The organism is Streptomyces sp. A0642 (assembly GCF_004795105.1).
In the GTDB taxonomy this organism is placed as follows: domain Bacteria; phylum Actinomycetota; class Actinomycetes; order Streptomycetales; family Streptomycetaceae; genus Streptomyces.
This window is the reverse complement of record NZ_SSBL01000001.1, coordinates 68839-91695: the sequence shown is the minus strand read 5'-3', so window position 1 is coordinate 91695 and position 22857 is coordinate 68839. Positions and strand designations below refer to the sequence as shown.

The following is a 22857-nucleotide window of genomic DNA, read 5'->3' as shown; positions in this document are numbered from 1 at the left end:
GGCCCGGGGGCGGAGCCGGTGGCCGGAACCCGTTCCCGGTGGGCCGGAACGCGGCACGGGTCGCGCGGATACGCGGCGCCCCCGGTTCTCAGCCCGCCGCGAGCACGTCGTCCCCCGCCGCCCCCGCCAGCGCGGCCAGCACCGGGGCGATCAGCGGGTGGGCCTCCGCGCCCCGGCGTACGGCCGCGAAGACCCGGCGTGTCGGGGCGGTGCCGTGCACCGGGCGGACCACCACGCCCGTCAGGGGCATGCCGCGCAGCGCGGAGCGCGGGACCAGGGCGACACCGGCGCCCGCGCCCGCCAGGGCGACCACCGCGTGGAAGTCGTCCGAGGAGTGTTCGAGGTCCGGCGCGAAGCCCGCGTACTCGCAGGCCAGGACGACCACGTCGTGGCAGGGGTTGCCCGGGTAGGGACCGATCCAGGCGTCCTTCGCCAGCTCGGCGACGGCGACCTGCTCCTCGCCGGCGAGCCGGTGCCCCACCGGGAGCACCGCGTCGAACGGCTCCGAGTACAGCGGTACGCGGGTCAGCCGCCGGTCGTCCTCGCCCGGCGCGCCCCGGTACTCGACGGCCACCGCGACGTCGACCTGCCGGTCCAGCACCATGGGGACGCTCGCATCGCCCTCCGCGTCCTGGACGCGGACCTTGATGCCGGGCGCGGTCCTGCCCAGGGCGGCGATCGCGGGGGCGAGGACCAGGCCGATGCCGGTGGCGAACGCGGCGACCGTGACCGTACCGGCGTCGCCCGAGCTGTACGCGGCCAGCTCCGCCTCCGCCCGCTCCAGCTGGGCCAGCACCGCGTTGGCGTGGGTCAGCAGGATCTCGCCGGCGGGGGTGAGCCGCGCGCCGCGGGCGCCCCGCTCGACCAGCCGGTGTCCGGTCTCCTGCTCCAGCGCGGCGAGCTGCTGGGAGACGGCGGAGGGGGTCAGATACAGCGCGGCGGCCGCGGCGGTCACCGTGCGGTGATCCGCCACCGCCCGCAGGATGCGCAGCCGCCGTGCATCGATCATGTGACCCATTCTCCCAGGTCGCAGCGGCCCCCGGACGCGCCTACTCCCCCAGCGCCGCCCGCGCGTCGACGAAGGCGTCCACCGCGCGGTTCACGTCCGCGGTGGAGTGCGCGGCGGACAGCTGGACGCGGATGCGGGCCGCGCCCTGCGGGACGACCGGGTACGAGAACCCGATCACGTACACACCGCGCTCCAGGAGCAGTTCCGCCATCCTGCCTGCCTTCGCCGCGTCCCCGATCATCACGGGGGCGATGGCGTGGTCGCCGGGCAGGACGTCGAAGCCTTCCTCGGTCATCCGGGTACGGAAGAGCGCGGTGTTGGCGTTGAGCTGCTCCCGCAGGTCGCCGGCGGACTCCAGCAGGTCGATGACCTTCAGCGAGGCGGCCGCGATGACGGGGGCGAGCGAGTTCGAGAAGAGGTACGGGCGCGAGCGCTGGCGCAGCAGCGCCACGATCTCGGCGCGGGCGGCCACATAACCGCCGGACGCACCACCGAGCGCCTTGCCGAGCGTGCCGGTGATGATGTCGACGCGGTCCATCACGTCGTGCAGCTCGGGCGTGCCGCGGCCGCCGGGGCCGACGAAGCCGACGGCGTGCGAGTCGTCGACCATGACCATGGCGTCGTAGCGCTCGGCGAGGTCGCAGATCTCGCGCAGCGGGGCGACGTACCCGTCCATGGAGAAGACGCCGTCGGTGACGACGAGGCGGCGGCGGGCCCCGGACGCCTCCTTGAGCTGCCGCTCCAGGTCGTCCATGTCGCGGTTGGCGTAACGGAAGCGCTTGGCCTTGCACAGGCGGATGCCGTCGATGATCGAGGCGTGGTTGAGCGCGTCGGAGATGACCGCGTCCTCCGGACCGAGGACGGTCTCGAAGACTCCGCCGTTGGCGTCGAAGCAGGAGGAGTAGAGGATCGTGTCCTCCTGGCCCAGGAAGGAGGAGAGCCGTCGCTCCAGCTCCTTGTGGACCTCCTGGGTGCCGCAGATGAAGCGGACGGAGGCCATGCCGTAGCCCCAGCGGTCCAGCGCCTCGTGCGCGGCGGCGATCACCTCGGGGTGGTCGGCCAGGCCCAGGTAGTTGTTGGCGCAGAAGTTCAGCACCTCACCGGGGCGGCCGCCCGCGGTGACGGCCACGGTCGCGGACTGCGGGGTGCCGATGACGCGCTCGGGCTTGTGCAGCCCGGCGGCCTCGATCTCCTGGAGGGTGGTGCGCAGGTCGTCGCGTACGGAGTCGAACATGCGGGGCTCCTTAAGGGGTTCGAAAGGGTCAGGCGGTCCAGTCGAGGATGACCTTGCCGCCGCGTCCGCTCGCCGCGTCGTCGAAGGCCGCCTCGAAGTCGCGGTAGCCGTACCGGCCGGTGATCACGGGGGCGAGGTCGAGACCGCCCTCCAGCAGGACGGACATGGCGTACCAGGTCTCGTACATCTCGCGGCCGTAGATGCCCTTGATCGTGATCATGGAGGTGACGATCCGGGACCAGTCGACCGGGAATTCCTCGGACGGCAGTCCGAGCATCGCGATGCGGCCGCCGTGCGTCATGTTCGCGATCATGTCGCGCATGGCCTCGGGGCGGCCGGACATCTCCAGGCCGATGTCGAAGCCCTCGCGCAGCCCGAGCTCCCGCTGGCCGTCGGCGATCGTCTGCTCGCCGACGTTGAGCGCGAGGCTGACGCCGACCTTGCGGGCGAGCTCCAGACGGGCCTCGCTGACGTCGGTGATCATGACGTTGCGGGCGCCGGCGTGCTTGGCGACGGCGGCGGCCATGATGCCGATCGGGCCGGCGCCGGTGATGAGGACGTCCTCGCCGACCAGCGGGAACGACAGCGCGGTGTGCACGGCGTTGCCGAACGGGTCGAAGATCGCGGCGATGTCGAGGTCGACCGGGACCCGGTGCACCCACACGTTGGACGCGGGCAGCGCGACGTACTCGGCGAAGGCCCCGTCGCGTCCGACGCCGAGTCCCAGCGTGGAGCGGCAGAGGTGGCGGCGTCCGGCCAGGCAGTTGCGGCACTTGCCGCACACCAGGTGGCCCTCGCCGCTGACCAGGTCGCCGACGGCGATGTCGACGACGTCGGAGCCGATCGCGGCGACCTCTCCGACGAACTCGTGGCCGAGGACGAGCGGGGTCTTGATGGACTGCTGCGCCCATCCGTCGTAATTGCGGATGTGCAGGTCGGTGCCGCAGATGCCGGTGCGGAGCACCTTGATCAGGACGTCCGAGGGGCCGGTCTCCGGCTCGGGCACGTCCATCAGCCAGAGTCCGGGCTCGGCCTTCTGCTTCACGAGTGCCTTCACGGCTGCGGCTCCCTGTACCTGGTACGGCGTTGATGTCCCCGAGCCGGAGACATGCCTGAGGAAGCCTGCGGCCCGGGGAAGTATGAGAGGGGACGGCGTGGCAGCGCGTTCGACCGGCTGCCGCGCACCATCCTCCGCCGTCAGGGAGAAATCTGCCGCACCCCGCGCCCCAGGTCCATCGAGGTTTTCTTAAGCGCCGCCGCAGCTCCGCTTCACGCCGTGGCGCACGGGGGTGAGGTCCGGCTGCTCCGTCCGGCGGAGCGGGAGGCGCACCTCACCCCTTCCGCAGGAACGCCCTCAGGTGCCGGGTGAGCTCTTCCGGCTGGTCCTCCGGGATCAGGGTGTAGCTGTCGGCGATCTCCACCAGTTCGCCCTTGGGGAGCATTCCGGCCAGCCGGCGTCCGTGTTCCGGCGGCATGACCCGGTCCTCCGAGGCCCAGGCGACGAGCGCCGGCCGGTCGAAGGTGCGCAGCGCCTCCGCCCAGCGCAGGAGCTCGGCTTTCGGCGGCACGCCCAGGACGTACTTCCGCAGGTCGCGGCGGATCTCCGGCGAGGTCCACAGCGGCCGGAACCAGGCGTCCATCACCGCGTCCGGTACCGGCCTCCTGCTCATCCGGCCCCAGGTCATCGGCAGCCGCCGCATCGGCCTGAGCTTCAGCAGGGTGAAGGCCGCCCTCAGACCGCCGGGCACCCTGGCGGAGGCGTACAGGTTGGCGCCGGGCAGGCCGGGCGGGAAGTTGTCGAACGCCTCGCAGGAGGTGATGACGAGCTTGCCGATCCGCTGGTCCCGGCCGTCCGCGACCAGCGCCTGCGCACCGCCCCAGTCGTTCATGACCAGGGTGACGTCGGTGAGGTCCAGCACCTCCAGGAACTCCGCGACCAGCCGTGCGACGCCCAGGACCGACAGGTCCGCGTCCGGCCGCATCGGCCTCCGGTGGCCCCCGAGCGGCAGCACCGGCACGATGCACCGGTACCCGTCCCGCAGATCGGCGACGACGTGCCGCCACAGCGAGCCGTCCATCGCCACGCCGTGCAGCAGGACCACGACCGGCCCGTCGCCGCCGGTGTCCTCGTACGCGACGATCCCCGCAGAAAGCTCCAACTCGGCCATTCCGTACCCCCGTTCGCAGCGGTCCCGCACGCGTCGCCCCACCGTACCCAGAGGGCGGACGGGGAGGCGGCGGCTCGCACGGATCCGCGCCCGAGGGGCCTGGAGGACCTGACGCGGGCCGGCCACCCGTGCGCCCGGCCGCGCCCGCACTCAGTCCCGAGGCCAGGGACGCCCGTCGAGCCGTTCGATGTCACGGTTGAGGCGGGCGAGGTTGTCCGCGAGCTGGGTGACCTCCTCCGGCGTCCAGTCGGCCAGCAGCGTCCCCAGGCCCTTGAGGTTCTCGGCGCGGTCGTTGTCCAGGCGCTGCTCGCCCTCCGGCGTGATGACGAACTTCCGGGCGATGCCCCCGTCCGGGTCCGGGATGCGCTCGACGACGCCGGCGCGCAGCATGGCGGCGGTCTGACGGTTGAGCGTGGAGGTGTCCAGGCCGAAGGCGTCCCGGAGCTGACCGATGGACATGGGACCCTCGACCCGGATGCGGCTGAGCAGGATGTAGGCACTCCGGTCGAGCCGGCCCCCGCCCCTCGAGGCGAGCAGATTCATGTGGCGCCCGAGAAGCATCGTCTCGAACTCAATCCGGTCCACAGGTACGTCCACGCGAGGCTTCCTTCGACTGCCGGGCTCGCCTCCCCGTAGGGTGGGGCGACCTCTTTTGCACATATATATCATAGATGTGCACCATGCATGATCTATGCATCATGCACTTCACGTGCATGATGCACTATCGCTCCCCGGCCCCGAACGGCGGGAGCGTGGCCCGATGCGGGCCCGATGCGACATGGCCTGAAATGTTTGAGCCGAGCTCCACCACCCGAAGCGGTTGTCCTGCCCCTCTCCGGGGCCGAACTGCCCGCCTTTACCTCGGACCGCCCGCCGCCCCCGCCGTAGACTCGCCGGATGGCGAAGTATTTCGACGTACACCCGGAAAATCCCCAGCGGCGCACCATCACCAGCGTGGCCGAAAGCATCCGCTCCGGCTCGCTCGTCGCGTATCCGACGGACTCCTGTTACGCCCTCGGGTGCCAGCTCGGCAGCCGTGACGGCATCTCCCGCATCCGCGCGATCCGCAACCTCGACGACCGCCACCACTTCACGCTCATGTGCCAGAACTTCGCCCAGCTCGGGCAGTTCGTCCAGATCGACAACGACGTGTTCCGCGCGATCAAGGCCGCGACGCCCGGCCAGTACACCTTCATCCTTCCGGCGACGAAGGAGGTGCCGCGTCAGCTGCTGCACCCGAAGAAGAAGACCGTCGGGGTCCGCATCCCCGATCACGCCGTCGTCCAGGCGGTGTTGGAGGAGCTCGGCGAGCCGCTGCTCTCCAGCACCCTGCTCCTGCCCGACGAGGAGGAGCCGATGACCCAGGGCTGGGAGATCAAGGAACGCCTCGACCACGAGGTGGACGTCGTCGTCGACTCCGGCGACTGCGGCACGGAGCCGACCACCGTGATCGACTTCTCCGGCGGCGAGCCGGAGATCGTACGGCGCGGAGCCGGCGACCCCTCCCGCTTCGAGTAGACGGGCGCGGGCCGGGTCCACGATCCCGGCCCGCCCGGGCCCGCGATTCCCCTGCCCCCTCACACCGGAGGACCTGACCGACCATGCCCCGTGCCGTCACCCTCATACGTTCCGCCACCCTGTCCGACGTCGCCGAGTACGCCTACGCCGCCACGGCCCCCGCCGAGGCACGGCTGATCTTCCTCGCGGGCGCCTGCCCGCTCAACGAGGACGGATCCACTGCGGCGGCCGGCGACTACGCGGGCCAGGCGGCGAAGGCCCTGGAGAACATGCGGACCGCGCTCGAGGACGCGGGCGCGTCCTTGCGGGACGTCATCAGCACGCGCGTACTCGTCGCCTCCACCCGGCAGGAGGACCTGGTGACCGCCTGGAAGGTGGTCCGGGAGGCGTTCGGCGACCACGACGTGCCCAGCACCCTGATGGGCGTCACCGTGCTCGGCTACCAGGACCAGCTCGTGGAGATCGAGTCCGTCGCCGCGGTCCTCGACTCCTGAGACGGCCGCCGGCCGCGGTCCGCAGTGCCATAGGAATTCCCTATAGCACCTGCTGACATTTGGTCTTTGCCTCCGGTTCTCTCCCCTGCGTACCGTCAAAACAGCTCGGCGACAACGCATTCCACGTCAGCCGAGCGGACGCGTACGGCATGGAGAGAGGACCAGAGGCATGACCCCTACGGAGATTGCACCGGAAAAGCGGGAACGCGCCGGGAAGCGGGAACTCACCGGAAAGCGGGCCCTCGTCACAGGCGGGTCCCGTGGGATCGGGGCGGCCATCGTGCGCCAACTCCGGGAAGCGGGCGCCGAGGTGCTCACGACCGCGCGGTCGGCGGCCGGCGCGGTGCCGGAAGGCGTCACCTTCGTCGAGGCCGACGTGCGGACCCGGGCCGGGGCGGAGACCCTCGCCGCCGCCGCACAGGACGTGCTCGGCGGGGTGGACATCCTCGTCAACAACGCGGGCGGCGCCGGGCCGTTCCGGCACACCGCCGACATCCCCGACGAGGAGTGGCAGGACCAGCTCGATCTGAACTACCTGGCGTCCGTACGGCTGGACGCGCTGCTGGCGCCCGCGATGCGGGAACAGCGCTCGGGGACGATCGTGCACGTCTCCTCGGCCGCGACCCCGTTCACGCCCCCGCCGTTCCTGCACTACACGGCGGCGAAGGCGGCGCTGGAGAACTACAGCCGGGGGCTGGCCCTGGAACTGGCGCCGTTCGGCGTCCGGGTCAACATCGTCAGCCCCGGCAGGACCGAGACCCCCGGCGGCGAGGCGACGCGGGACGCGTGGGCGCGCATGGTCCCGGGTACGGGAGCGGACAACGGCGGCGTGCCACTGGGGCGGGTCGGCCGGCCCGACGACATCGCCGACGCGGTGCTCTTCCTCGTTTCCGAAAGGGCGAGCTGGGTGACGGGAAACATTCTCACCGTGGACGGCGGGGAATTCCCCCGGGGCTGATTCCACGGAATTCCGCAAGCGAAATGCGGTGGCGGTGGCGGTGCCCACGGGTACCGCCACCGCGCGTATTCCGGGGTCGCTCAGCGCGAGGCGGCGGCCCCGGTCCAGCTCTCCCGGCGCAGCAGGTCGAGCAGGGCCGTCTCCCCGGGGCCCGCGCCCTGCCGGAGCACGGCGATGACCGGCTGGGACACGGCCGGGAACACCGGGCGCACGAGGTGCTCGTGGCCCTGGGGCACAGCGGAGGCGGGCACGAGCGTCGCGCCCAGCCCGTGGGCGGCCCAGCGCACCGCGGTCGCCGTCTGGGACACGCGGGCGGCGGTGGCCGGGATCAGTCCGCTGTCACCGAGCACGCTCAGCAGGACGCCGTCGAGCGCGCTGTCGCGGTCGAACCTCACCCACGACTCCCCCGCCAGCTCACGCAGGTCGACCCGGTCCGCGGCGAGCTGCCGGTGGCCGGGACCGAGCACCACCACGAACTCCTCGTCACCGAGGCGGTGGGCGTCCGCGGGGCTCCGCTCGCACGCCGCCATCAGGGCGAGGTCCAGCACGCCCCGGCGGCACAGCCGCTCCAGCTCCGCGGAGCTCGGCTCCTCGAAGACCGTCACCTCCAGGTGCGGGTAGCGGCGCCGCAACGCGTCCAGGGCGCCCGGCCACTGCCGCGTGCCGAAGCCCATCTGCGCCGCGACCACCAGCTCGCCCGCCAGTTCGTCGGCACCGGCCCGCGCCGTCGCCCTGGCACGCCGCGCCGCGCTCACCGCGGCCTCCGCCTCCCGCAGGAACGCGCGGCCGACCACGGTGGCGACGAGGCCGGTGGGTGTGCGGGCGAACAGTTCCACGCCGAGCTCGCGCTCCAGGCCGCGGATCTGCTGGGACACCGACGGCTGAGCGACGCGCAGCCGCTCCGCCGCCGCCGTCACCGAGCCCTCCTCGGCCACGGCCAGGGCGTACTCGAACTGGCGAAGGCTCATCGGCTCCCGTCCCCTCCTGCATGGCTGCGGTCGACTCCGCGGCACTCGTCGTACCGGCAACGGTTACATCGCGCGCACGGGCCCGGGTATTCCGGCGGCCGCCCGCGGGGGACGGGACGGCGACCGCGGCCTGCCGGTCCGCCCGGGCCGGGCCTCGGCCCTTGGGTATCGTGCACTCGACAGCGGCGGAGAGGCGCGGACGTGACAGCGGCCAGGGGAGAGGGCTTCGCTCGCAGGATCGAGCCGTACCGTTCGGAGTTGCTGGCGTACTGCTACCGGATGCTCGGCTCCGCTCATGACGCCGAGGACCTGGTCCAGGACACCTGTCTGAGGGCCTGGCGGGCACGCGAGCAGTACGACGAGACGCGAGGTTCCCTGCGCACCTGGCTGTACCGGATCGCGACGAACGTATGCCTGACCGCTCTGGAGGCCCGAGGCCGCCGGCCGCTGCCCTCGGGTCTGGTGGCCGCGTCGGAGCCGCTCGCGCCGCTCGTGTCGCGGGAGAACACCGCCTGGCTCCAGCCCTTGCCGGACTCGTTGCTGGGGGCGGGCGATCCGGCCGGGACGGTGATCGAGCGCAGCAGCCTGCGCCTGGCCTTCGCCGCCGTACTCCAGCATCTGTCGGCGCGTCAGCGTGGGGCGCTGATCCTGCGCGAGGTGCTCGGCTTCTCCGCAGCCGAGGCGGCGGACATCCTCGGCACGACCGTGGCGTCGGTGAACAGTTCGCTGCAGCGCGCGCGGGCCCGGGTGAAGGAGTTCGGGGGCGGGCACGACCAGGCCGGCGAGCCGTCGACGGCCGAACAGCGCGCGTGGATCGACCGCTACATGAAGGCGTTCGAGCGGGCCGATGTCGAGGGTATCCAGCGGCTGCTCACCGATGACGTGATCATGGAGATGCCGCCGGTGATCAACTGGTTCGCCGGGCGCGGCGGGTACGGCCTGTTCATGGAGTGGGTCTTCGAGCACGCCGGAACGGACTGGTCGCTGAAGCCCGTCGCCGCCAACGGCCAGCCCGGCTTCGCCGCCTACCGGCGCGTCGGTGAGGGATACGCGTTGCACACGCTCCAGATCCTCACCGTCACCACCGCGGGCATCAGCCGCAATTCGGTGTTCCGGGAAGCCGAGGTCTTCGCGTCCTTCGGTCTGGCCGCGCGACTCGACGCCCAGGGACTCGCGACCGCCTGACAGCCGGTTTCCGTGGACGCGATGAGTTCCGGCCGTGCCGCCGGTATGTAGGGGCGAGTCCGCCGGAAACACCCGGCGGACCGCTCACCAGGGAGACCCGATGTCCGACAGTCGCGCGGAAGACGAGGCCGCCATCCAGGCCGTCCTGGCCGACTCCTACAAGGCGTGGGAGAACGGTGACGCCGAGGGCATGGTCGCCGGCTACACCGCGGATGCGACCGCCATCATGACCGGCTCGCTCCGGGACGGCCGAGAGGTGATCCGCGAGAGCATGGCCCTCGCCTTCGCCGGCCCGCTCAAGAACACCTCCACGCAGAACCGGCAGTTGAGCCTCCGCTTCGTCGGCGGGGACGCCGCGATCCTCGTCAGTGAATCCGGCGTCCTGTTCCCCGGCCGGACCGAGGTGCCGGACGCGGCCAAGGTGAACGCGACCTGGGTCTTCGAGAAGCGGGACGGCCGCTGGCTCGTCGCCGCCTACCACAACAGCCCGGTACTGGCGCCCGGGCAGTAACCGCACGGCCCTTCACCTGCGCGGGAAGCGCGCCCGGCCACGAAGGCGGGTGCATGGCCGGGGTGGACCGTACGAGGCGCGTGCACGCGCCTCGTACGGTCCACCGGCCGTCGGCCTCCCGGGACCTGCCGTCGCCCCCTCCCGGTTGCTCCGCCTTCTCGCCGCAGCGCCGGGCGGGTCCTTGATAGCGTCGCCCCAGCGACTGCGGAACACTCCCCGCCGGGGTCGTCGCTCTGCCGGGACGGCGCTGCCACCACGGGACGGCGGGTGCGGGTGGCAGGGGGACCTTCACGGCAGGGACGAAGAGAGCCGACGCATGAGCCTCGCGCAGTTGCACTACTCCTCCGCAACCGGCGGGGACGGTCCCGGCACCGGCGAGGCCGAGGCAATACCGGGCCGCTTCACGGCAGTTGACGCCGCGATACCCGCGTTCGCCCTCACCGAGGCGGGGCCGCTCCTGGCGTACGAGACACCCACCGGCACCGCTCTCCGGCTCGCCGGCTCGGCGTTGCGCGCGCTGCCCGAGGCGCTCAGCTTCAGCGTGCTGTCCGACGGCAGTCATCTGCTGGCCCGGACCGTGGCGGTCCAGCCCTCGCCCGGCTCCGCCGTGGGCTTCCACGCGCACGCGGTGCATCTCCCCGCCGGCGCCCGGCTGCCGGGCGGGGTGCTCCCGATCACCGCCGGCCGGTCCGGCCGCTGGGCCTCGACGACTCCGGACCGTACGCACCCCGGACCGCTCGCCGGCCTGCCCGCCACCGGCCACGCCCGGGACCGCGAGGGACTCAACGACTTCGCCGTCGCCCGAGGGCCCTGGCTCGCCGGTGTCCTGGCCGATCTGCGCCGGCTGTGCGGGCAGGACGACTCCGGCCGGGTCGTGCTCGTCGAGCGGCAGAGCGCGGACGTGGCCCGGTGGATCGCGCTGGCCTGTGTCGCGCTGCCCGACGGTCTCGCCGAGCGGCTGACGTTCACCACGTACACCCGCCACCCGCTGCGCGCCCCGCAGCGCATCGTGGGAGTGCTGCCGCAGGACGCACACGACCTGACGGGCCCCGGTCTGCACGTGCACACCTGTACCGGTCCGCGTCCGGAGGGGGCCGTGGCCGACCCCTGGGCCGAGACGGCCGCCCGGATCTGGCGGAGCCGCGCGCCGGAGCTGTTCCGGGAGGCCTCCGAGCTGCCTGGGGAACCGTTCGCCGCGGGGCCGTTGGCCGTGACGGCCCTGTGCGCCGGCATCGCGCTGGGCACGGGCGGGCGCGCCGCCGCCGCGAGCTGGGCCGCCGAGCGGCCCTACGCGCTGGACGCGAAACGGACCCGGCAGCTGGTCGACGCCCTGACCGCACCCGGGGTCGACGACCGCACCGGACCCGAATTCGACGCCGCGGGGCGGCTGTTCGCCGCGCTCGACGGACGCTCCCCCGCGACGACCACGGCCCCGCTGGCCGCCATGCTGGTCACGGAAGCGGTCCGCGGGGGCAACGGCTCGGTGGAGCTGCCGGGCCGCACCGCCTTCAGCGGTCCCGAGGGCGGTGCCGTCGCCTCGGTGCTCGGTCCGGAGATCCTCACCGAGCTGAGCGGCGCCGGCACCGGTCTCGAGGTCGCCAGGACGGTACAGCTCCTGCGGGTGGCCCGGTTGCTCGGCGTGGACTGCGCGGAACTACTGCCCTCGGTCGTCGGCCGGCTCGCACCCGCGCTGCTGGAGCCCGGGGACGGCGAGCCGGGCTGGGGGCCCGCGCTGCTGGAGCTGATGGACGAGCAGTTCGACGTCCGTACGGCCCTGCTCGGCGCGCTCGACCGGATCGCGCCCCAGGACCCGTCGGGGGTCGAGCGGCTGCTGGGGCGGGTTCCGCTGCCGTTCACCGGGACCCAGGCGCTGCCCCATCTGCGGATGTGCGCCGAGGCGCCGGGGGCCAAGGCCGGCTGCGGAGCGGACCGGGTGGGCGCGGTGCACCGGGTGCTGCGGGCCGCCGGGATGTCGCCGTTCGCGGAGCCGCTGGTGCTGCGGACGGCCGTGGGACTGGTGTGGGAGAAGGGTGCGATGACGGCGGGCGAGGCGCGGCTGCTGCTGGAGGCCGCCACGTCGGACGCCCACCGGACGGCCGGCACCTGGTCGCACCTGGTCGCCGCGGCGCTCGGCGCCCCGGCGACGGACGAGGAAGCGCCCGAACTCGCCCACGACCTGTTGCGCGGCTTCCCGCAGGAGATCGCGGGCCGCGAACGCGCGGCGCTGCTCCTCCTCGACTTCGCCCGCGAGATCCGGTCGGACACGGCGGCGCCGGAGTGGGCCGAGAGGGCCCGTGCGCTGCGCAAGGACGCCGAGCCGGTGGAAGGGGAGGTGCTCGGCCACGCGTTCGGGGCCCTCGCCACGCGGCTGCTCGCACCGGACCGGCCGGAGGCCGAGCTGTACGCCCTCGTGCACAGCGGCGACCCCGATCTCGTCGCCGCGTACGACCGGGCCGCACGGGGCGCGGACGTCCGCTCCCGGCTGGGTTCCGAACCGGCCTACGCGGCGGACTGCTTCGCCGTCTGGACCGCTCATCCGCACGCGGGAGCGGAGTGGAGCCGGACCGCCGCCGCCCTGCTGGAGGAGGTCCTGCGCCCCGCCGTCCGCAGGCTCTCCGCCGAGCAGGTCGCGGCGGTGGAGGAGGCCGTGGGCCGTTCGGGGAGCAGCGGCCGGGCGGAGGCGTTCCACGAGTGGAACCGCCGGGACCGGCGCACCCTCGGGCGGATCGGCCGGAGGATCGCGGGCCGGGTGCGCCGGGGCTGACCGAGCGGGTCGTCGGGGGCGCCGTGCGCCGGGTACCTTTGGTGCTCACCGATCTCATGGGCTCCTGGCGGGCTGCGTGAACCCCAGGAGGAACAGATGACGACGAACCGTGGGCGCAAGGACGTGATCCGCGACCGGATGGCGGCGACCGGTGAGTCGTACAACGTGGCCGCCCGCAATCTCAAGGCGATGAAGGACATGGGTGCCACGCGTGAGGCCGTCCTCACGCAGCGCTGGCGCCCGGCCGAGTCGCTCGACGTGCCCTGCCCGTGCGGCGGCACGTGCGAGCCCGGCGAGACGTGTGAGCGCTGCCACGCCCGGCACCGGCACGTGGCGCGCTACCCGGGGAGCGCGACCGAGGTGGAGACGTGGGTGGACCGGTACGAGTGCACGGGGTGCTCCGCCTCGTACACCCTGATCGTCCAGCTGCCGGGCCGCCCCTGGGGCGTGGCCGAGACGGTGGTCCAGGGCGGTTCGGCCGAGTCGGTCGTGCGGGCCCGGGTCTTCCCCGGCGTGGTGCACCCGCTGCTGAAGCCGGAGACGACGGACGAGGACTGACGCCTACGTCAGTCCTCGTACCTCCGCTTGCCGGTGATCAGGCGTCGGGGGTCAGCCGCAGCGAGATCGAGTTGATGCAGTACCGCTGGTCCGTCGGGGTGGGGTAGCCCTCGCCCTCGAAGACGTGGCCCAGGTGCGAGCCGCAGCGGGCACAGCGGACCTCGGTGCGGACCATGCCGTGGCTGCGGTCCTGGATCAGTTCGACCGCGTCCGTGTCCTTCGGGTCGTAGAAGGACGGCCAGCCGCAGTGCGACTCGAACTTGGTGTCGGAGCGGAACAGCTCCGCGTCACAGGCGCGGCAGGAGTAGACGCCCGTGGTCTTGGTGTCGGTGTACTCGCCCACGAAGGCCGGCTCGGTGCCCGCCTTGCGCAGGACGGCGTACTCGGCGGGAGACAGTTCTTCCCGCCACTGCTCGTCCGGCTTCTCGATCTCGTACGGCACGGTGGCTCCCTCAGCTCGACAGGTGGTCCAGGATCTGCGGGCCGAGGTCCGTGACGTCGCCCGCCCCCATGGTGAGAACGAGGTCACCGGGCTTCGCCATTCCCGCGATGACCTGCGGGACCGTCGCCTTGTCGTGTACGGCCGCCACGTCGGCGCCGGCGGCCTTCGCGGCGTCGATGATCAGGACGCTCGTGATGCCCGGGATCGGGTCCTCGCGGGCCGGGTAGATGTCGAGGACCACGGAGGCGTCGGCCAGCGCGAGGGCCTGGCCCATCTCGGTGCCGAGCTCCTGGGTGCGGGAGAAGAGGTGGGGCTGGAAGACGACCAGGATCCGCGCGTCGGTGGCGGCGCCGCGCATCGCTTCGAGGTCGGCCGTCATCTCGGTGGGGTGGTGGGCGTAGCTGTCGACGACCTGGACGCCGGCCGCCTCGCCCTTGAGCTGGAGGCGGCGCTTGACGCCGGTGTACTTGCCGAGGGCGGAGGCCAGGTTGTGCGCCGGGATGCCGAGGGCGACACCGGCTGCCAGGGCGGCCACCGCGTTCAGGGCGTAGTGGCGGCCGGGGACGGAGACGGTGAAGGTGAGGTACTTCCCGTTGAGGACGACCGTGACCTCGCTGGTCAGGCCGCGCGGGGTGATCTTGTGGACGCGGACGTCCGCGTCCGCGGACTCCCCGTAGGTGACGACCTTGAGCGCGGACAGGTCGCGGACCCGGCGGGTCAGCTCGACCGCGCCGGACTGGTCGGCGGAGACGACCAGGGTGCCGTCGGGGACGATCTTGCCGGCGAAGGTCTCGAAGGAGTCGTAGATCTCGTCCATCGAGGCGTAGTTCGCGTGGTGGTCGAGCTCGACGTTGAGGACGATCGCGACCTCGGGGTCGTACTTCTGGAAGCTCCGGTCGCTCTCGTCGGCCTCGGCGACGAAGATCGCACCCTCGCCGTGCGCGGCGTTGGTGCCGGGCCCGGCGAGGTCGCCGCCGATGGCGTACGACGGGTCGAGGCCCAGCTCGGTGAGGGCGACGGCCAGCATCGACGTGGTAGTCGTCTTGCCGTGGGTGCCCGCGACGGCGATGGACCGCAGACCCTCCATGAGGGACGCGAGGGCGTCGGAGCGGTGCACGACGGGGATCGCGAGCTCCCCGGCGCGCACCAGCTCGGGATTGTCGGCGCGGATGGCGCTGGAGACGACGACGCACGTGGCGTCGTCCGCCAGGTGACCGGCGGCGTGCCCGATGTGGACGGTCGCCCCGAGCGCGCGCAGCGCCCCGGCCGTGGCGGACTCCTTGGAGTCGCTGCCCGCGACCTTCGCACCCCGCTGGGCGAGGATCTTCGCGATGCCCGACATTCCGGCGCCGCCGATGCCGATGAAGTGCGGCCGTTCCATGGCGGCAGGAATACCGGGTGCCATGCGTGTGTCTCCCAGGGTGGTGCGGACGGGGGCTCCCAGCCTATTCGCTGTCCGCGCGGAGCTTGAGCACCGGTCCGCCGCCCGTTCGCCGTGCGCGACGGGCTCGGGCGCCGGTACGCCGGCTACTCGCTGTGCGCGAAGAGCTTGAGCACGGGCACGCCGACCTTGTGCCGGGCGCGGGACGCCCAGTCGCGGTGGAAGAACTCCTCCACGTAGTGCGGGGCGGTCAGGACGATGACCTCGTCGGCCTCCGCCTCGTCGACCACGGACTTGAGCTTGTCCAGGGGGTGGTCCTCGATCACCTGTCCGACGGCTTGCGAGCCGGCCTGGCGCAGGGCCTCCAGGGACACCTCCAGCGACAGTTCGGCGGACTCTCTGGCGTTCTTGCCCTCCGGCACCTCGCTCTCCCGGGCCGCTTCCTTCAGTTCGCCCATCGCCAGGTCGTCGATGGCCCGCAACAGCACATCCGCCTGGTCGCCACGGGGCTGCATGAGAACGACGAAGGAGACCCGTTCCTCCCCGTGCAGGGTGGTGACGAACTCGACGTCCTCCGAGGTGAGGGGCTTCTCGATCATCAAAACGCTGGTGAACACCACAAGGGCCCTTCTGCTTCAGTGACCGTGTCCGGTCACTGCTGAAACCATTTTTCCCCGTGCTCGCACGGGGTCTGCGAGATTCATTCTGCCCACCGAACGCTAACCGGAACGGGATATTCCGCTCATTGTCGGATCCGACGGTACCGAGAGAAGAGGAACCCGGCCTCTTCCAGCAGCGATGCCAAGGAGAATCGTTCCGGCACAGCCATCGAGGGACCGCCCGCGATGCGCTGCGCGTCACCGGCCGTGAGCATGGGCGCCAGGGTCAGGCACAGCTCGTCCAGCACGTCCTCCGCCACGAACTGGCCGAGCAGCCGGGGTCCGCCCTCCGTCAGCAGCCTCCGGTGCCCGCGGTCGGCCAGCTCCCGCACGGCGCGGGCGGGATCCACCCGGGAGCCCTCCCCCGCGATCACCACCTCGGCGCCCGCCTTCCGGGCCGTCGCGATCCGGTCGGGCGGCGCCCCCGCCCCGGTCAGCACGAGCGTCGGCACCAGCGGCGAGACGAAGAGCGGCAGCGAGAAGTCCAGGTCCAGACTTCCGCTCACCACGGCGATCGCCGGCACGGGCCCCTGCCCGGCCGCTTCCCGCCGCGCGGCGAAGTCCGCCCGGGCCCGCGCCGGGCGGTAGCCCTCCAGCCGTACGGTCTCCGCGCCCGCGATCACCACGTCGGCCAGCGCGCGCAGCGTGCCGAAGATCCGCATGTCGCTCTCGCAGGAGATCGGCTGGGAGCGGCCGTCGTGGTGGGCCGCGCCGTCGAGGGTCGACACCATGTTGGCGCGCAGCCAGGAGCCGTCGGTCTCGGGGTAGGCGTAGGCGTCGGCGAGGGCGTCCAGGCTCCACTCGCCCGGCTCGTCGGCCACTGTCGAATCAGTCACAGGGAACAGGCGTCGCATGTCCGGCAGTCTGGCACGACCACACGGCCTCGCCCGGATGGTCGGCGGCGTCGCAACGTCGGGGACCTCCCCCTCCGGCGTTGTCGTCAGTCCCGATGGCTCCGCCATCGCTCCCTCCTCCGCCTTGGATTCGAAGGACCCAGACGCCGCTCCTTCCCCCACTGACCATCCGGGCGAGGCCGTAAGCTGAGTGGTTGTGTCCTCCTTCACCGCCGTGCCGGGGTCCAGCCCCATAGCCGAAACGGCCCCGCTGTCCCTGTGCGCCCTCGAGCCGCACGTGCCCGCCGACCGCCTGGTCGCCGAGATGGTGCCACCGCCGCGCTTCGACTCGGTGCGTTTCGACACGTACGTCCCCGATCCCGCCCAGCCCAGCCAGACCGAGGCCGTCAAGGTCCTCGCCGACTTCGCGGCCGGGCTCGGCGGGGCGCACGCCAGCGGCGCGGGCAAGCGCAAGTGGTTCGGCAAGAAGGCCGTGGCCCCCGCCGGCCCGCGCGGGGTCTATCTCGACGGCGGCTACGGCGTCGGCAAGACCCATCTGCTCGCCTCCCTCTGGCACGCCACGCCCGCCGCGCCCTCGTTGAAGGCCTTCGGCACCTTCGTGGAGCTGACCAACCTCGTGGGCGCGCTCGGTTTCCAGCAGACCGTGCAGACGCTGAGCGGGCACCGGCTGCTCTGCATCGACGAGTTCGAGCTCGACGACCCGGGCGACACCGTGCTCGTGTCCTCGCTGCTGAGCCGCCTGGTCGAGGCGGGGGTGGCGCTCGCCGCGACGTCCAACACGCTGCCCGGCAAGCTGGGCGAGGGCCGGTTCGCCTCGGCCGACTTCCTCCGCGAGATCCAGGGCCTGGCCTCGCACTTCCGCCCGCTGCGCATCGACGGCGAGGACTACCGCCACCGCGGGCTGCCCGAGGCCCCGCCGCCGTACTCCGAGGAGCAGGTCACCAGGGCGGCGTACGCGACCGAGGGCGCCAGCCTGGACGACTTCCCCGCGCTGCTCGACCATCTGGCCCGGGTCCATCCGAGCCGGTACGGCGCGCTGACGGACGGCATCAGCGCGGTGTGCCTCACCGAGGTGCGGCCGGTGCCCGACCAGTCGACCGCGCTGCGGCTCGTGGTCCTCGCGGACCGGCTGTACGACCGGGAGATCCCGGTCCTCGCGTCGGGGCTGCCGTTCGACCGGCTGTTCAGCGACGACATGCTGAACGGCGGGTACCGGAAGAAGTACTTCCGGGCAATCTCCCGGCTGACCGCGCTGGCGCGCGACGCGAAGGGGCTGGTGGCGCAGTAGGTTCGGGGGCGTGACAACGGCGAAGGCACGACGGAGTGCCTTCGCCACCCCCGTACAACCGCGCATTCCGTTTGAAGGGAACCAGCATGGCTACCACGCGTCAGGCGCACACGGTCTGGGAAGGCAACCTGATCGAGGGCAAGGGTGTCGTCACCCTCGATTCCTCCGCCATCGGGGAGTACCCGGTCTCCTGGCCGTCCCGCGCGGAGAAGGCGAACGGCAAGACCAGCCCGGAGGAGCTGATCGCCGCGGCCCACTCCAGCTGCTTCTCGATGGCGCTCTCCAACGGTCTCGCCACGGCCGGCACCCCGCCGACCCGGCTGAACACCCAGGCCGAGGTCACCTTCCAGCCCGGCACCGGCATCACGGGCATCCACCTCACCGTCGAGGGCGAGGTGCCGGGCCTCGACGAGGCCGGCTTCGTCAAGGCGGCCGAGGACGCCAAGGCGAACTGCCCGGTCAGCCAGGCGCTGACGGGCACGACGATCACGCTGAGCGCCTCGCTCGCCTGAGGCCAGGCGCGTGTCCCGGGCCCTGTGCGGCCCGGGACACGCATGAGGCCGGTGACCCGCGTGGTTCCCGTGCGGTGCATCGCGTGGTACACACATGCGGTCACTTCTCCTGTCCGCCAACAGGAAGTTGCCTCATGTCTTCTGCATCAGCACAACCGTCTGCGACGCGACGTCAGGTCCTGGCCGGAAGCGGTGCGGCCGTGGCCACCATCGCCTTCACCGGCGCGTTCACCGAACTCTTCGCGGGCACTTCGGCCGCCCGCGGCCACGCGGGTTACGGCCCGCTGGTGCCCGACCCGGACGGACTGCTCGATCTCCCGAAGGGGTTCCGCTACCGGGTGCTGTCCCGGGAGGGCGACCCGCTCCGCTCCGGCGAGGGGCCGGTTCCCAGCCACTGCGACGGCATGGCGGCGTTCGCCGGCCGCCGCGGGCACGTCCAGCTCGTACGCAACCACGAGAACCGGGTCACCGCGCAGATCGCCGTGCCCGCCGTCGAGGGGCTCACGTACGACCCGATGGGCAAGGGCGGCTGTACGACCCTGGAGCTCGACGGCCGGGGCCACGTCCTCGACGAACGCGTCGCCATCGCCGGCACCGCGGTCAACTGCGCCGGTGGCCGCACCCCTTGGAACACCTGGCTGACCTGCGAGGAGACCGAGGACAAGGCCGGGACCAACGGCTACACCAAGGACCACGGCTTCATCTTCGAGGTGGACGGCGCGCATCCGCACCGGACCGGCGCCGTGCCGCTGACCGCGATGGGCCGCTTCCAGCACGAGGCGGTCGCGATCGACCCGCGCAACGGCATCGTGTACGAGACGGAGGACGCCTTCGACAAGCCGTTCGGCCTCTTCTACCGCTTCCTGCCGGAGAAGCCGCTCGGCGGCACGGGCTCGCTCCGGGCGGGTGGCCGGCTGGAGGCGATGCGGGTGCCGGGGGTTCCCGACCTCTCCGCGGTCCAGGAGACCGGGACGTGTTTCGAGGGCGTCGAGTGGGTCCCGGTACCGGATCCGCTGGCCGCCGAAACACCCATCCGCTTCCAGGACTTCGGGTCGAAGGGCATCACGCACGCCCAGAAGCTGGAGGGCTGCTACTGGGGCGGTTCCTCGGTCTACTTCGTCTCCAGCTTCGCGCACAGCGCGCAGGGCTCGGCGGCCGACCACTTCGGGCAGGTCTGGCGGTACGAGCCGAAGCGGCGCCGGCTGACCCTGGTCATCGTCTTCGGCCCGGACACGGACATCCAGCTGCCGGGCGAGTCCCCCGACAACATCTGTCTGGCCTCCGACGGCGGTCTGATGGTGTGCGAGGACGGCGGCGGGGCGCAGCACGTGTTCGGTCTGACGCGGCGCGGCGAGGTGTACGCGATGGCGCGCGGCCGGCAGAACATCGGGACGGCGGAGGAGCCGGAGTGGGGCGAGTTCGCCGGGGTGACGTTCTCGCCGGACCAGGAGACGATGTTCGTCAACTGCTACACGCCGGGGACGACGTTCGCGGTGACGGGCCCTTGGCGCTGATCGTGGCCGGGGCCGTGGAGGCGGCCGTCCGCGCGGGCGTCTGACGGTCCGCTGGGCCGGTCGGAGGCAGTGGCGCGTCGAGCTGCCTCCGGCCGGAGTGCCGGACCGGCCACCGGTCATATGATCAGCTAAGTTCCGTCAGTGACCACCTCTGCACGAAGACTCACGGTGACAGCCGCGTGGGGGACTGCCGTGGCGGCCGTTCTGGGCGCGGCTCTGACGGGTTGCGGCTCGGGCGGCCCCACGTCCACCAACGCCGTCCACGCACCCGCAGCCCGGCCCTCCGCGCCGGCTCCCCCTCCCTCCCCGTCCGCCGCTCCGCCGAGCGCGTCCCCGTCCGCCGCTCCGCCGGGCGCGTCCCCGTCCGTGAAGAGGCCGCCCACCATGGCGCCCGGCCCCGCCGGTCTCACTCCGGTCCTCGAGCGCGGCCCGAGCCGCACGGACAAGGTCGTCGCGCTCACCTTCGACGCCGACATGACGGCCGACGAGGGGCCGCGCGCGGCCTCCGGCGAGCACTTCGACAATCCGGAGCTGATCGCCCTGCTGCGCCGGCTGAAGGTGCCGGCGACCGTCTTCATGACCGGCCGGTGGGCCGAGGAGTATCCCGCCCAGGCCCGGTCCATCGGCACGGACCCGCTCTTCGAGATCGCCAACCACTCGTACAGCCACTACGCCTTCACCTCGCCCTGCTACGGGCTGCCGACCGTGGAGAAGGACGCGATGCGCACCGAGGTGGAGCGGGCGTTCGGCGCCATCCGGAAGACCGGAGCGCGCAACGTGGTGCCCTACTTCCGCTTCCCCGGCGGCTGCTACGACGACGCTTCGCTGCGGGCGCTCGTGCCGGAGAAGGTGACGGCGGTGCAGTGGGACGTCGTCAGCGGCGACGCGTTCGCGACGGACGCGGACGCGGTCGCGCAGCAGGTGCTGGACGGCGTGAAGCCCGGTTCGCTGGTCGTGATGCACTGCACCCGCAGCGCGGCTCCGGTCACGGACGAGGCGGTGGGCCAGCTGGTGCCGGAGCTGCGGAAGCGCGGATACCGCTTCGTGAAGGTGTCGGACCTGATGGCCGGCTGACCCGGCCGGCGCCTCTCAGCCGGAGCAGGCCGTGCGCTGGGCCTCCTGCCATTCACAGACCGGGCAGAGCGTGATGCCCCTGACGGATTCCGCGTACTCGGTCGGCTTGAGGCACAGCACGCACGCGGCGTACGGAGGCCCGGCGGCCCTGTCCGGGGACGCGGCCGGAGTCTCGCAAAGGGACTCGTTCGCGGGCTCGTCTCTGCGCTCATCCATGCGTACGAGCGTACTCAGCCGCGTACCGCCGTGAGCCGGCAGGCGAGCGTGGCGGCGGCGGCCGCCACGGCCGCCGCCGCGAGGAGCGCGAGGACGGGCACGTGGACCGCTCCGCTGTGGGAGCCGGTGACCAGCCCGGTGACCGCGTACTTCGCGGGCGATCCGCTGGTCACCAGGGCCAGCAGACTCGCGAGCACGGTCGCCGCGACGGACCGGCCGCGGCGGTGGAGCAACGGCCGGGTGCACAGCGCGCCGGCCGCCGCGCCCAGCAGGACGCAGCAGGCGGCGGCGCACAGCCCGGCGAGCCCGGCGGACGGCAGCGGGACCCTGACCGAGTGGTCCGTGCTGGCCGGCTCGCTGATCAGCAGGACGCCCGCCGTGGCGGCCGCGCCCAGCGTCCCGGCGCACCCCAGGGCGGCGAGCAGGGCCGCCAGGTGGGCCCGTGGCTGCCCGCCCACGGCCGCGGCGACGACCGTCCGGGCCGCGGGCGGTTCCTGCGTGGCGCAGACCCGCACGAGCCACGCGGTGACGGGGAGCAGCCCGGCCGCGCTGTAGCCGAGCGAATCCAGGACGGGCTGCCCCGGGCGCACGCCGACGCCGAGGAAGGCGACGTAGAGCAGTACGGGGGCGAGCCAGCGCTGGGAGCGCAGCAGCAGGGCGGTCTGGTACCGGATCAGCGCGGTCATGCCACCTCGCCGTGGTCGCGTTGGTCGCCGTGGTCGCCGGGCAAGGTGGAGAGGTGCCTGATGTGCCAGGGCGGGCGGGCCGTGAGCAGGGCGCTCAGCAGGGCGTCCGAGTGCGCGGCCGCGACGGTGAGCCGCAGCGCTCCGCCCCCGGCGGCCGCCGGGACGGGGTCGCCGGGCAGTCCGGCGGGGAGCGGGGCGCCGGGCGGGCCCGTGACCTCGATCCGCACCCGGGGGCCGGTCCTCGTCCCGGCCGGGGCGGGGGTGGCCTCGGCCAGTCCCGTCCCGTGGACGCGCACCACCCTGTCGGCCGTGCCCGCCAGGCGGCGGGGGTCGTGGTCGACGAAGACGACGGTGGATCCGGCGGCGACGCGGGCTGCGACGGCCCGGTCCAGTTCCTCCCGGGCCGCGGCGTCCAGGCCCGTCCACGCCTCGTCCAGGACCAGCAGCTCCGGTTCCGCCAGGAGCGCCTGTGCGACGGCGACCTTCTGGCTGGTGCCCTTGGAGAGCTCAGGGAGCGGGGTGCGGGCGTGTTCGGCGGCGCCGAAGCGGGTCAGCCACTCCTGAGCCCGCCCGGCCGCCTCGGCCCGGCCCAGTCCGTGGATCCGGCCCAGGTGGACGAGGTACCCGGCGGCCGTGAACGGCAGCGCCGCCGGGAACCGCTCGGGGACGTACGCCGTACGCGGCCGGCCGCCGGTGATCCGGCCCTCGGTGGGGGCGTCGATCCCGGCGACGAGCCGCAACAGGGTGGACTTCCCGGTGCCGTTGGCCCCCTCGACGCGGACGAGGGCGCGCGGGGGCAGCCCCAGGTCGACGCCACGCAGCACCCAGGGACCGGCGAGCCCGTAGCGCCGGCCCACCGCGTGC

Annotated in this window: 24 protein-coding genes; 11 read left to right on the top strand and 13 right to left on the bottom strand. The window is 72.7% G+C overall.

What is annotated here, in order from left to right; all coding sequences use genetic code 11:
* Positions 1-88 precede the first annotated feature (88 nt).
* The 5 genes from E6R60_RS00380 to E6R60_RS00360 all read right to left on the bottom strand — a co-directional run bounded on the left by E6R60_RS00380 (position 89) and on the right by E6R60_RS00360 (position 5008).
* On the bottom strand, positions 89-1009 hold the full coding sequence (locus E6R60_RS00380) for a LysR family transcriptional regulator (protein WP_136324305.1): 921 nt from the start codon (positions 1007-1009) through the stop codon (positions 89-91).
* Positions 1010-1049: 40 nt separating this feature from the next.
* Complete coding sequence (locus E6R60_RS00375; RefSeq protein WP_136324304.1) at positions 1050-2243, bottom strand: glycine C-acetyltransferase; 1194 nt, start codon at positions 2241-2243, stop codon at positions 1050-1052.
* 28 nt (positions 2244-2271) lie between these two features.
* Positions 2272-3300, bottom strand: coding sequence for an L-threonine 3-dehydrogenase (tdh, locus tag E6R60_RS00370; protein WP_136324303.1), 1029 nt, complete (start codon positions 3298-3300; stop codon positions 2272-2274).
* A 274-nt stretch (positions 3301-3574) separates the two neighbouring features.
* A complete protein-coding gene (locus E6R60_RS00365) occupies positions 3575-4411 on the bottom strand; it encodes an alpha/beta hydrolase (RefSeq protein ID WP_136324302.1) in 837 nt (278 codons plus the stop codon).
* Positions 4412-4561: 150 nt separating this feature from the next.
* Entirely contained in the window at positions 4562-5008 is a 447-nt protein-coding gene (locus E6R60_RS00360) for a MarR family transcriptional regulator (RefSeq protein WP_136324301.1), read from the bottom strand.
* Between the two features lie 300 nt (positions 5009-5308).
* Between E6R60_RS00360 and E6R60_RS00355 the strand changes: the two genes are divergently transcribed.
* The 3 genes from E6R60_RS00355 to E6R60_RS00345 all read left to right on the top strand — a co-directional run bounded on the left by E6R60_RS00355 (position 5309) and on the right by E6R60_RS00345 (position 7381).
* Positions 5309-5929, top strand: a complete 621-nt coding sequence (locus E6R60_RS00355) for an L-threonylcarbamoyladenylate synthase (protein ID WP_136324300.1) — start codon at positions 5309-5311, stop codon at positions 5927-5929.
* A gap of 83 nt (positions 5930-6012) precedes the next feature.
* A complete protein-coding gene (locus tag E6R60_RS00350) occupies positions 6013-6423 on the top strand; it encodes a Rid family hydrolase (protein ID WP_136324299.1) in 411 nt (136 codons plus the stop codon).
* Positions 6424-6592: 169 nt separating this feature from the next.
* Positions 6593-7381: an oxidoreductase gene (locus tag E6R60_RS00345; RefSeq protein ID WP_136324298.1), complete on the top strand. Its 789-nt coding sequence runs from the start codon at positions 6593-6595 to the stop codon at positions 7379-7381.
* An 80-nt stretch (positions 7382-7461) separates the two neighbouring features.
* Here the strand turns inward: E6R60_RS00345 and E6R60_RS00340 are convergent, their stop codons facing one another.
* A complete protein-coding gene (locus tag E6R60_RS00340) occupies positions 7462-8349 on the bottom strand; it encodes a LysR family transcriptional regulator (protein ID WP_136324297.1) in 888 nt (295 codons plus the stop codon).
* Here E6R60_RS00340 and E6R60_RS00335 point away from each other — a divergent pair.
* The 4 genes from E6R60_RS00335 to E6R60_RS00320 all read left to right on the top strand — a co-directional run bounded on the left by E6R60_RS00335 (position 8245) and on the right by E6R60_RS00320 (position 13367).
* On the top strand, positions 8245-9534 hold the full coding sequence (locus E6R60_RS00335; protein WP_276613936.1) for a sigma-70 family RNA polymerase sigma factor: 1290 nt from the start codon (positions 8245-8247) through the stop codon (positions 9532-9534). The genes E6R60_RS00340 and E6R60_RS00335 overlap by 105 nt on opposite strands.
* 100 nt (positions 9535-9634) lie before the next feature.
* Complete coding sequence (locus tag E6R60_RS00330) at positions 9635-10045, top strand: SgcJ/EcaC family oxidoreductase (protein WP_136324295.1); 411 nt, start codon at positions 9635-9637, stop codon at positions 10043-10045.
* A gap of 316 nt (positions 10046-10361) precedes the next feature.
* The gene (locus tag E6R60_RS00325; RefSeq protein ID WP_136324294.1) at positions 10362-12809 is read left to right on the top strand and encodes a GTPase-associated protein 1-related protein; all 2448 of its coding nucleotides are present in this window, start codon (positions 10362-10364) and stop codon (positions 12807-12809) included.
* Between the two features lie 96 nt (positions 12810-12905).
* Complete coding sequence (locus E6R60_RS00320) at positions 12906-13367, top strand: hypothetical protein (RefSeq protein ID WP_136324293.1); 462 nt, start codon at positions 12906-12908, stop codon at positions 13365-13367.
* Between the two features lie 37 nt (positions 13368-13404).
* Here the strand turns inward: E6R60_RS00320 and msrB are convergent, their stop codons facing one another.
* The 4 genes from msrB to E6R60_RS00300 form a co-directional block, all read right to left on the bottom strand.
* On the bottom strand, positions 13405-13809 hold the full coding sequence (gene msrB / locus E6R60_RS00315) for a peptide-methionine (R)-S-oxide reductase MsrB (RefSeq protein WP_136324292.1): 405 nt from the start codon (positions 13807-13809) through the stop codon (positions 13405-13407).
* A 10-nt stretch (positions 13810-13819) separates the two neighbouring features.
* Complete coding sequence (murC, locus tag E6R60_RS00310) at positions 13820-15214, bottom strand: UDP-N-acetylmuramate--L-alanine ligase (protein ID WP_136324291.1); 1395 nt, start codon at positions 15212-15214, stop codon at positions 13820-13822.
* Positions 15215-15336: 122 nt separating this feature from the next.
* On the bottom strand, positions 15337-15789 hold the full coding sequence (locus E6R60_RS00305) for an indole-3-glycerol phosphate synthase (RefSeq protein ID WP_136324290.1): 453 nt from the start codon (positions 15787-15789) through the stop codon (positions 15337-15339).
* Positions 15790-15932: 143 nt separating this feature from the next.
* Positions 15933-16703, bottom strand: coding sequence for a pyrimidine reductase family protein (locus E6R60_RS00300; RefSeq protein ID WP_168713516.1), 771 nt, complete (start codon positions 16701-16703; stop codon positions 15933-15935).
* Between the two features lie 196 nt (positions 16704-16899).
* On the opposite strand from E6R60_RS00300, the gene zapE reads away from it, so the two are divergent.
* From zapE to E6R60_RS00275, 4 genes are all read left to right on the top strand, one after another.
* Positions 16900-17991 carry a cell division protein ZapE gene (gene zapE, locus E6R60_RS00295; RefSeq protein WP_136324289.1) on the top strand — a complete coding sequence of 364 codons (1092 nt, stop codon included), beginning with the start codon at positions 16900-16902 and terminating at the stop codon, positions 17989-17991.
* 86 nt (positions 17992-18077) lie between these two features.
* On the top strand, positions 18078-18503 hold the full coding sequence (locus tag E6R60_RS00290) for an OsmC family protein (protein ID WP_136324288.1): 426 nt from the start codon (positions 18078-18080) through the stop codon (positions 18501-18503).
* A 134-nt stretch (positions 18504-18637) separates the two neighbouring features.
* Positions 18638-20017: an alkaline phosphatase PhoX gene (locus E6R60_RS00285; RefSeq protein WP_136324287.1), complete on the top strand. Its 1380-nt coding sequence runs from the start codon at positions 18638-18640 to the stop codon at positions 20015-20017.
* A gap of 384 nt (positions 20018-20401) precedes the next feature.
* Positions 20402-21091 (top strand): polysaccharide deacetylase family protein, encoded by a 690-nt coding sequence (locus tag E6R60_RS00275; protein WP_136324286.1) that lies wholly within the window; start codon positions 20402-20404, stop codon positions 21089-21091.
* Positions 21092-21106: 15 nt separating this feature from the next.
* Here E6R60_RS00275 and E6R60_RS00270 read toward each other — a convergent pair whose 3' ends face one another.
* From E6R60_RS00270 to E6R60_RS00260, 3 genes are read right to left on the bottom strand one after another with little or no spacing between them, the layout of a single operon-like run.
* Positions 21107-21307: a hypothetical protein gene (locus tag E6R60_RS00270; protein ID WP_136324285.1), complete on the bottom strand. Its 201-nt coding sequence runs from the start codon at positions 21305-21307 to the stop codon at positions 21107-21109.
* Between the two features lie 14 nt (positions 21308-21321).
* Positions 21322-21993 carry an ABC transporter gene (locus E6R60_RS00265; RefSeq protein ID WP_136324284.1) on the bottom strand — a complete coding sequence of 224 codons (672 nt, stop codon included), beginning with the start codon at positions 21991-21993 and terminating at the stop codon, positions 21322-21324.
* Entirely contained in the window at positions 21990-22817 is an 828-nt protein-coding gene (locus E6R60_RS00260; RefSeq protein ID WP_136324865.1) for an ATP-binding cassette domain-containing protein, read from the bottom strand. The genes E6R60_RS00265 and E6R60_RS00260 overlap by 4 nt, the downstream gene beginning before the upstream one ends.
* Between the last annotated feature and the right edge of the window lie 40 nt (positions 22818-22857).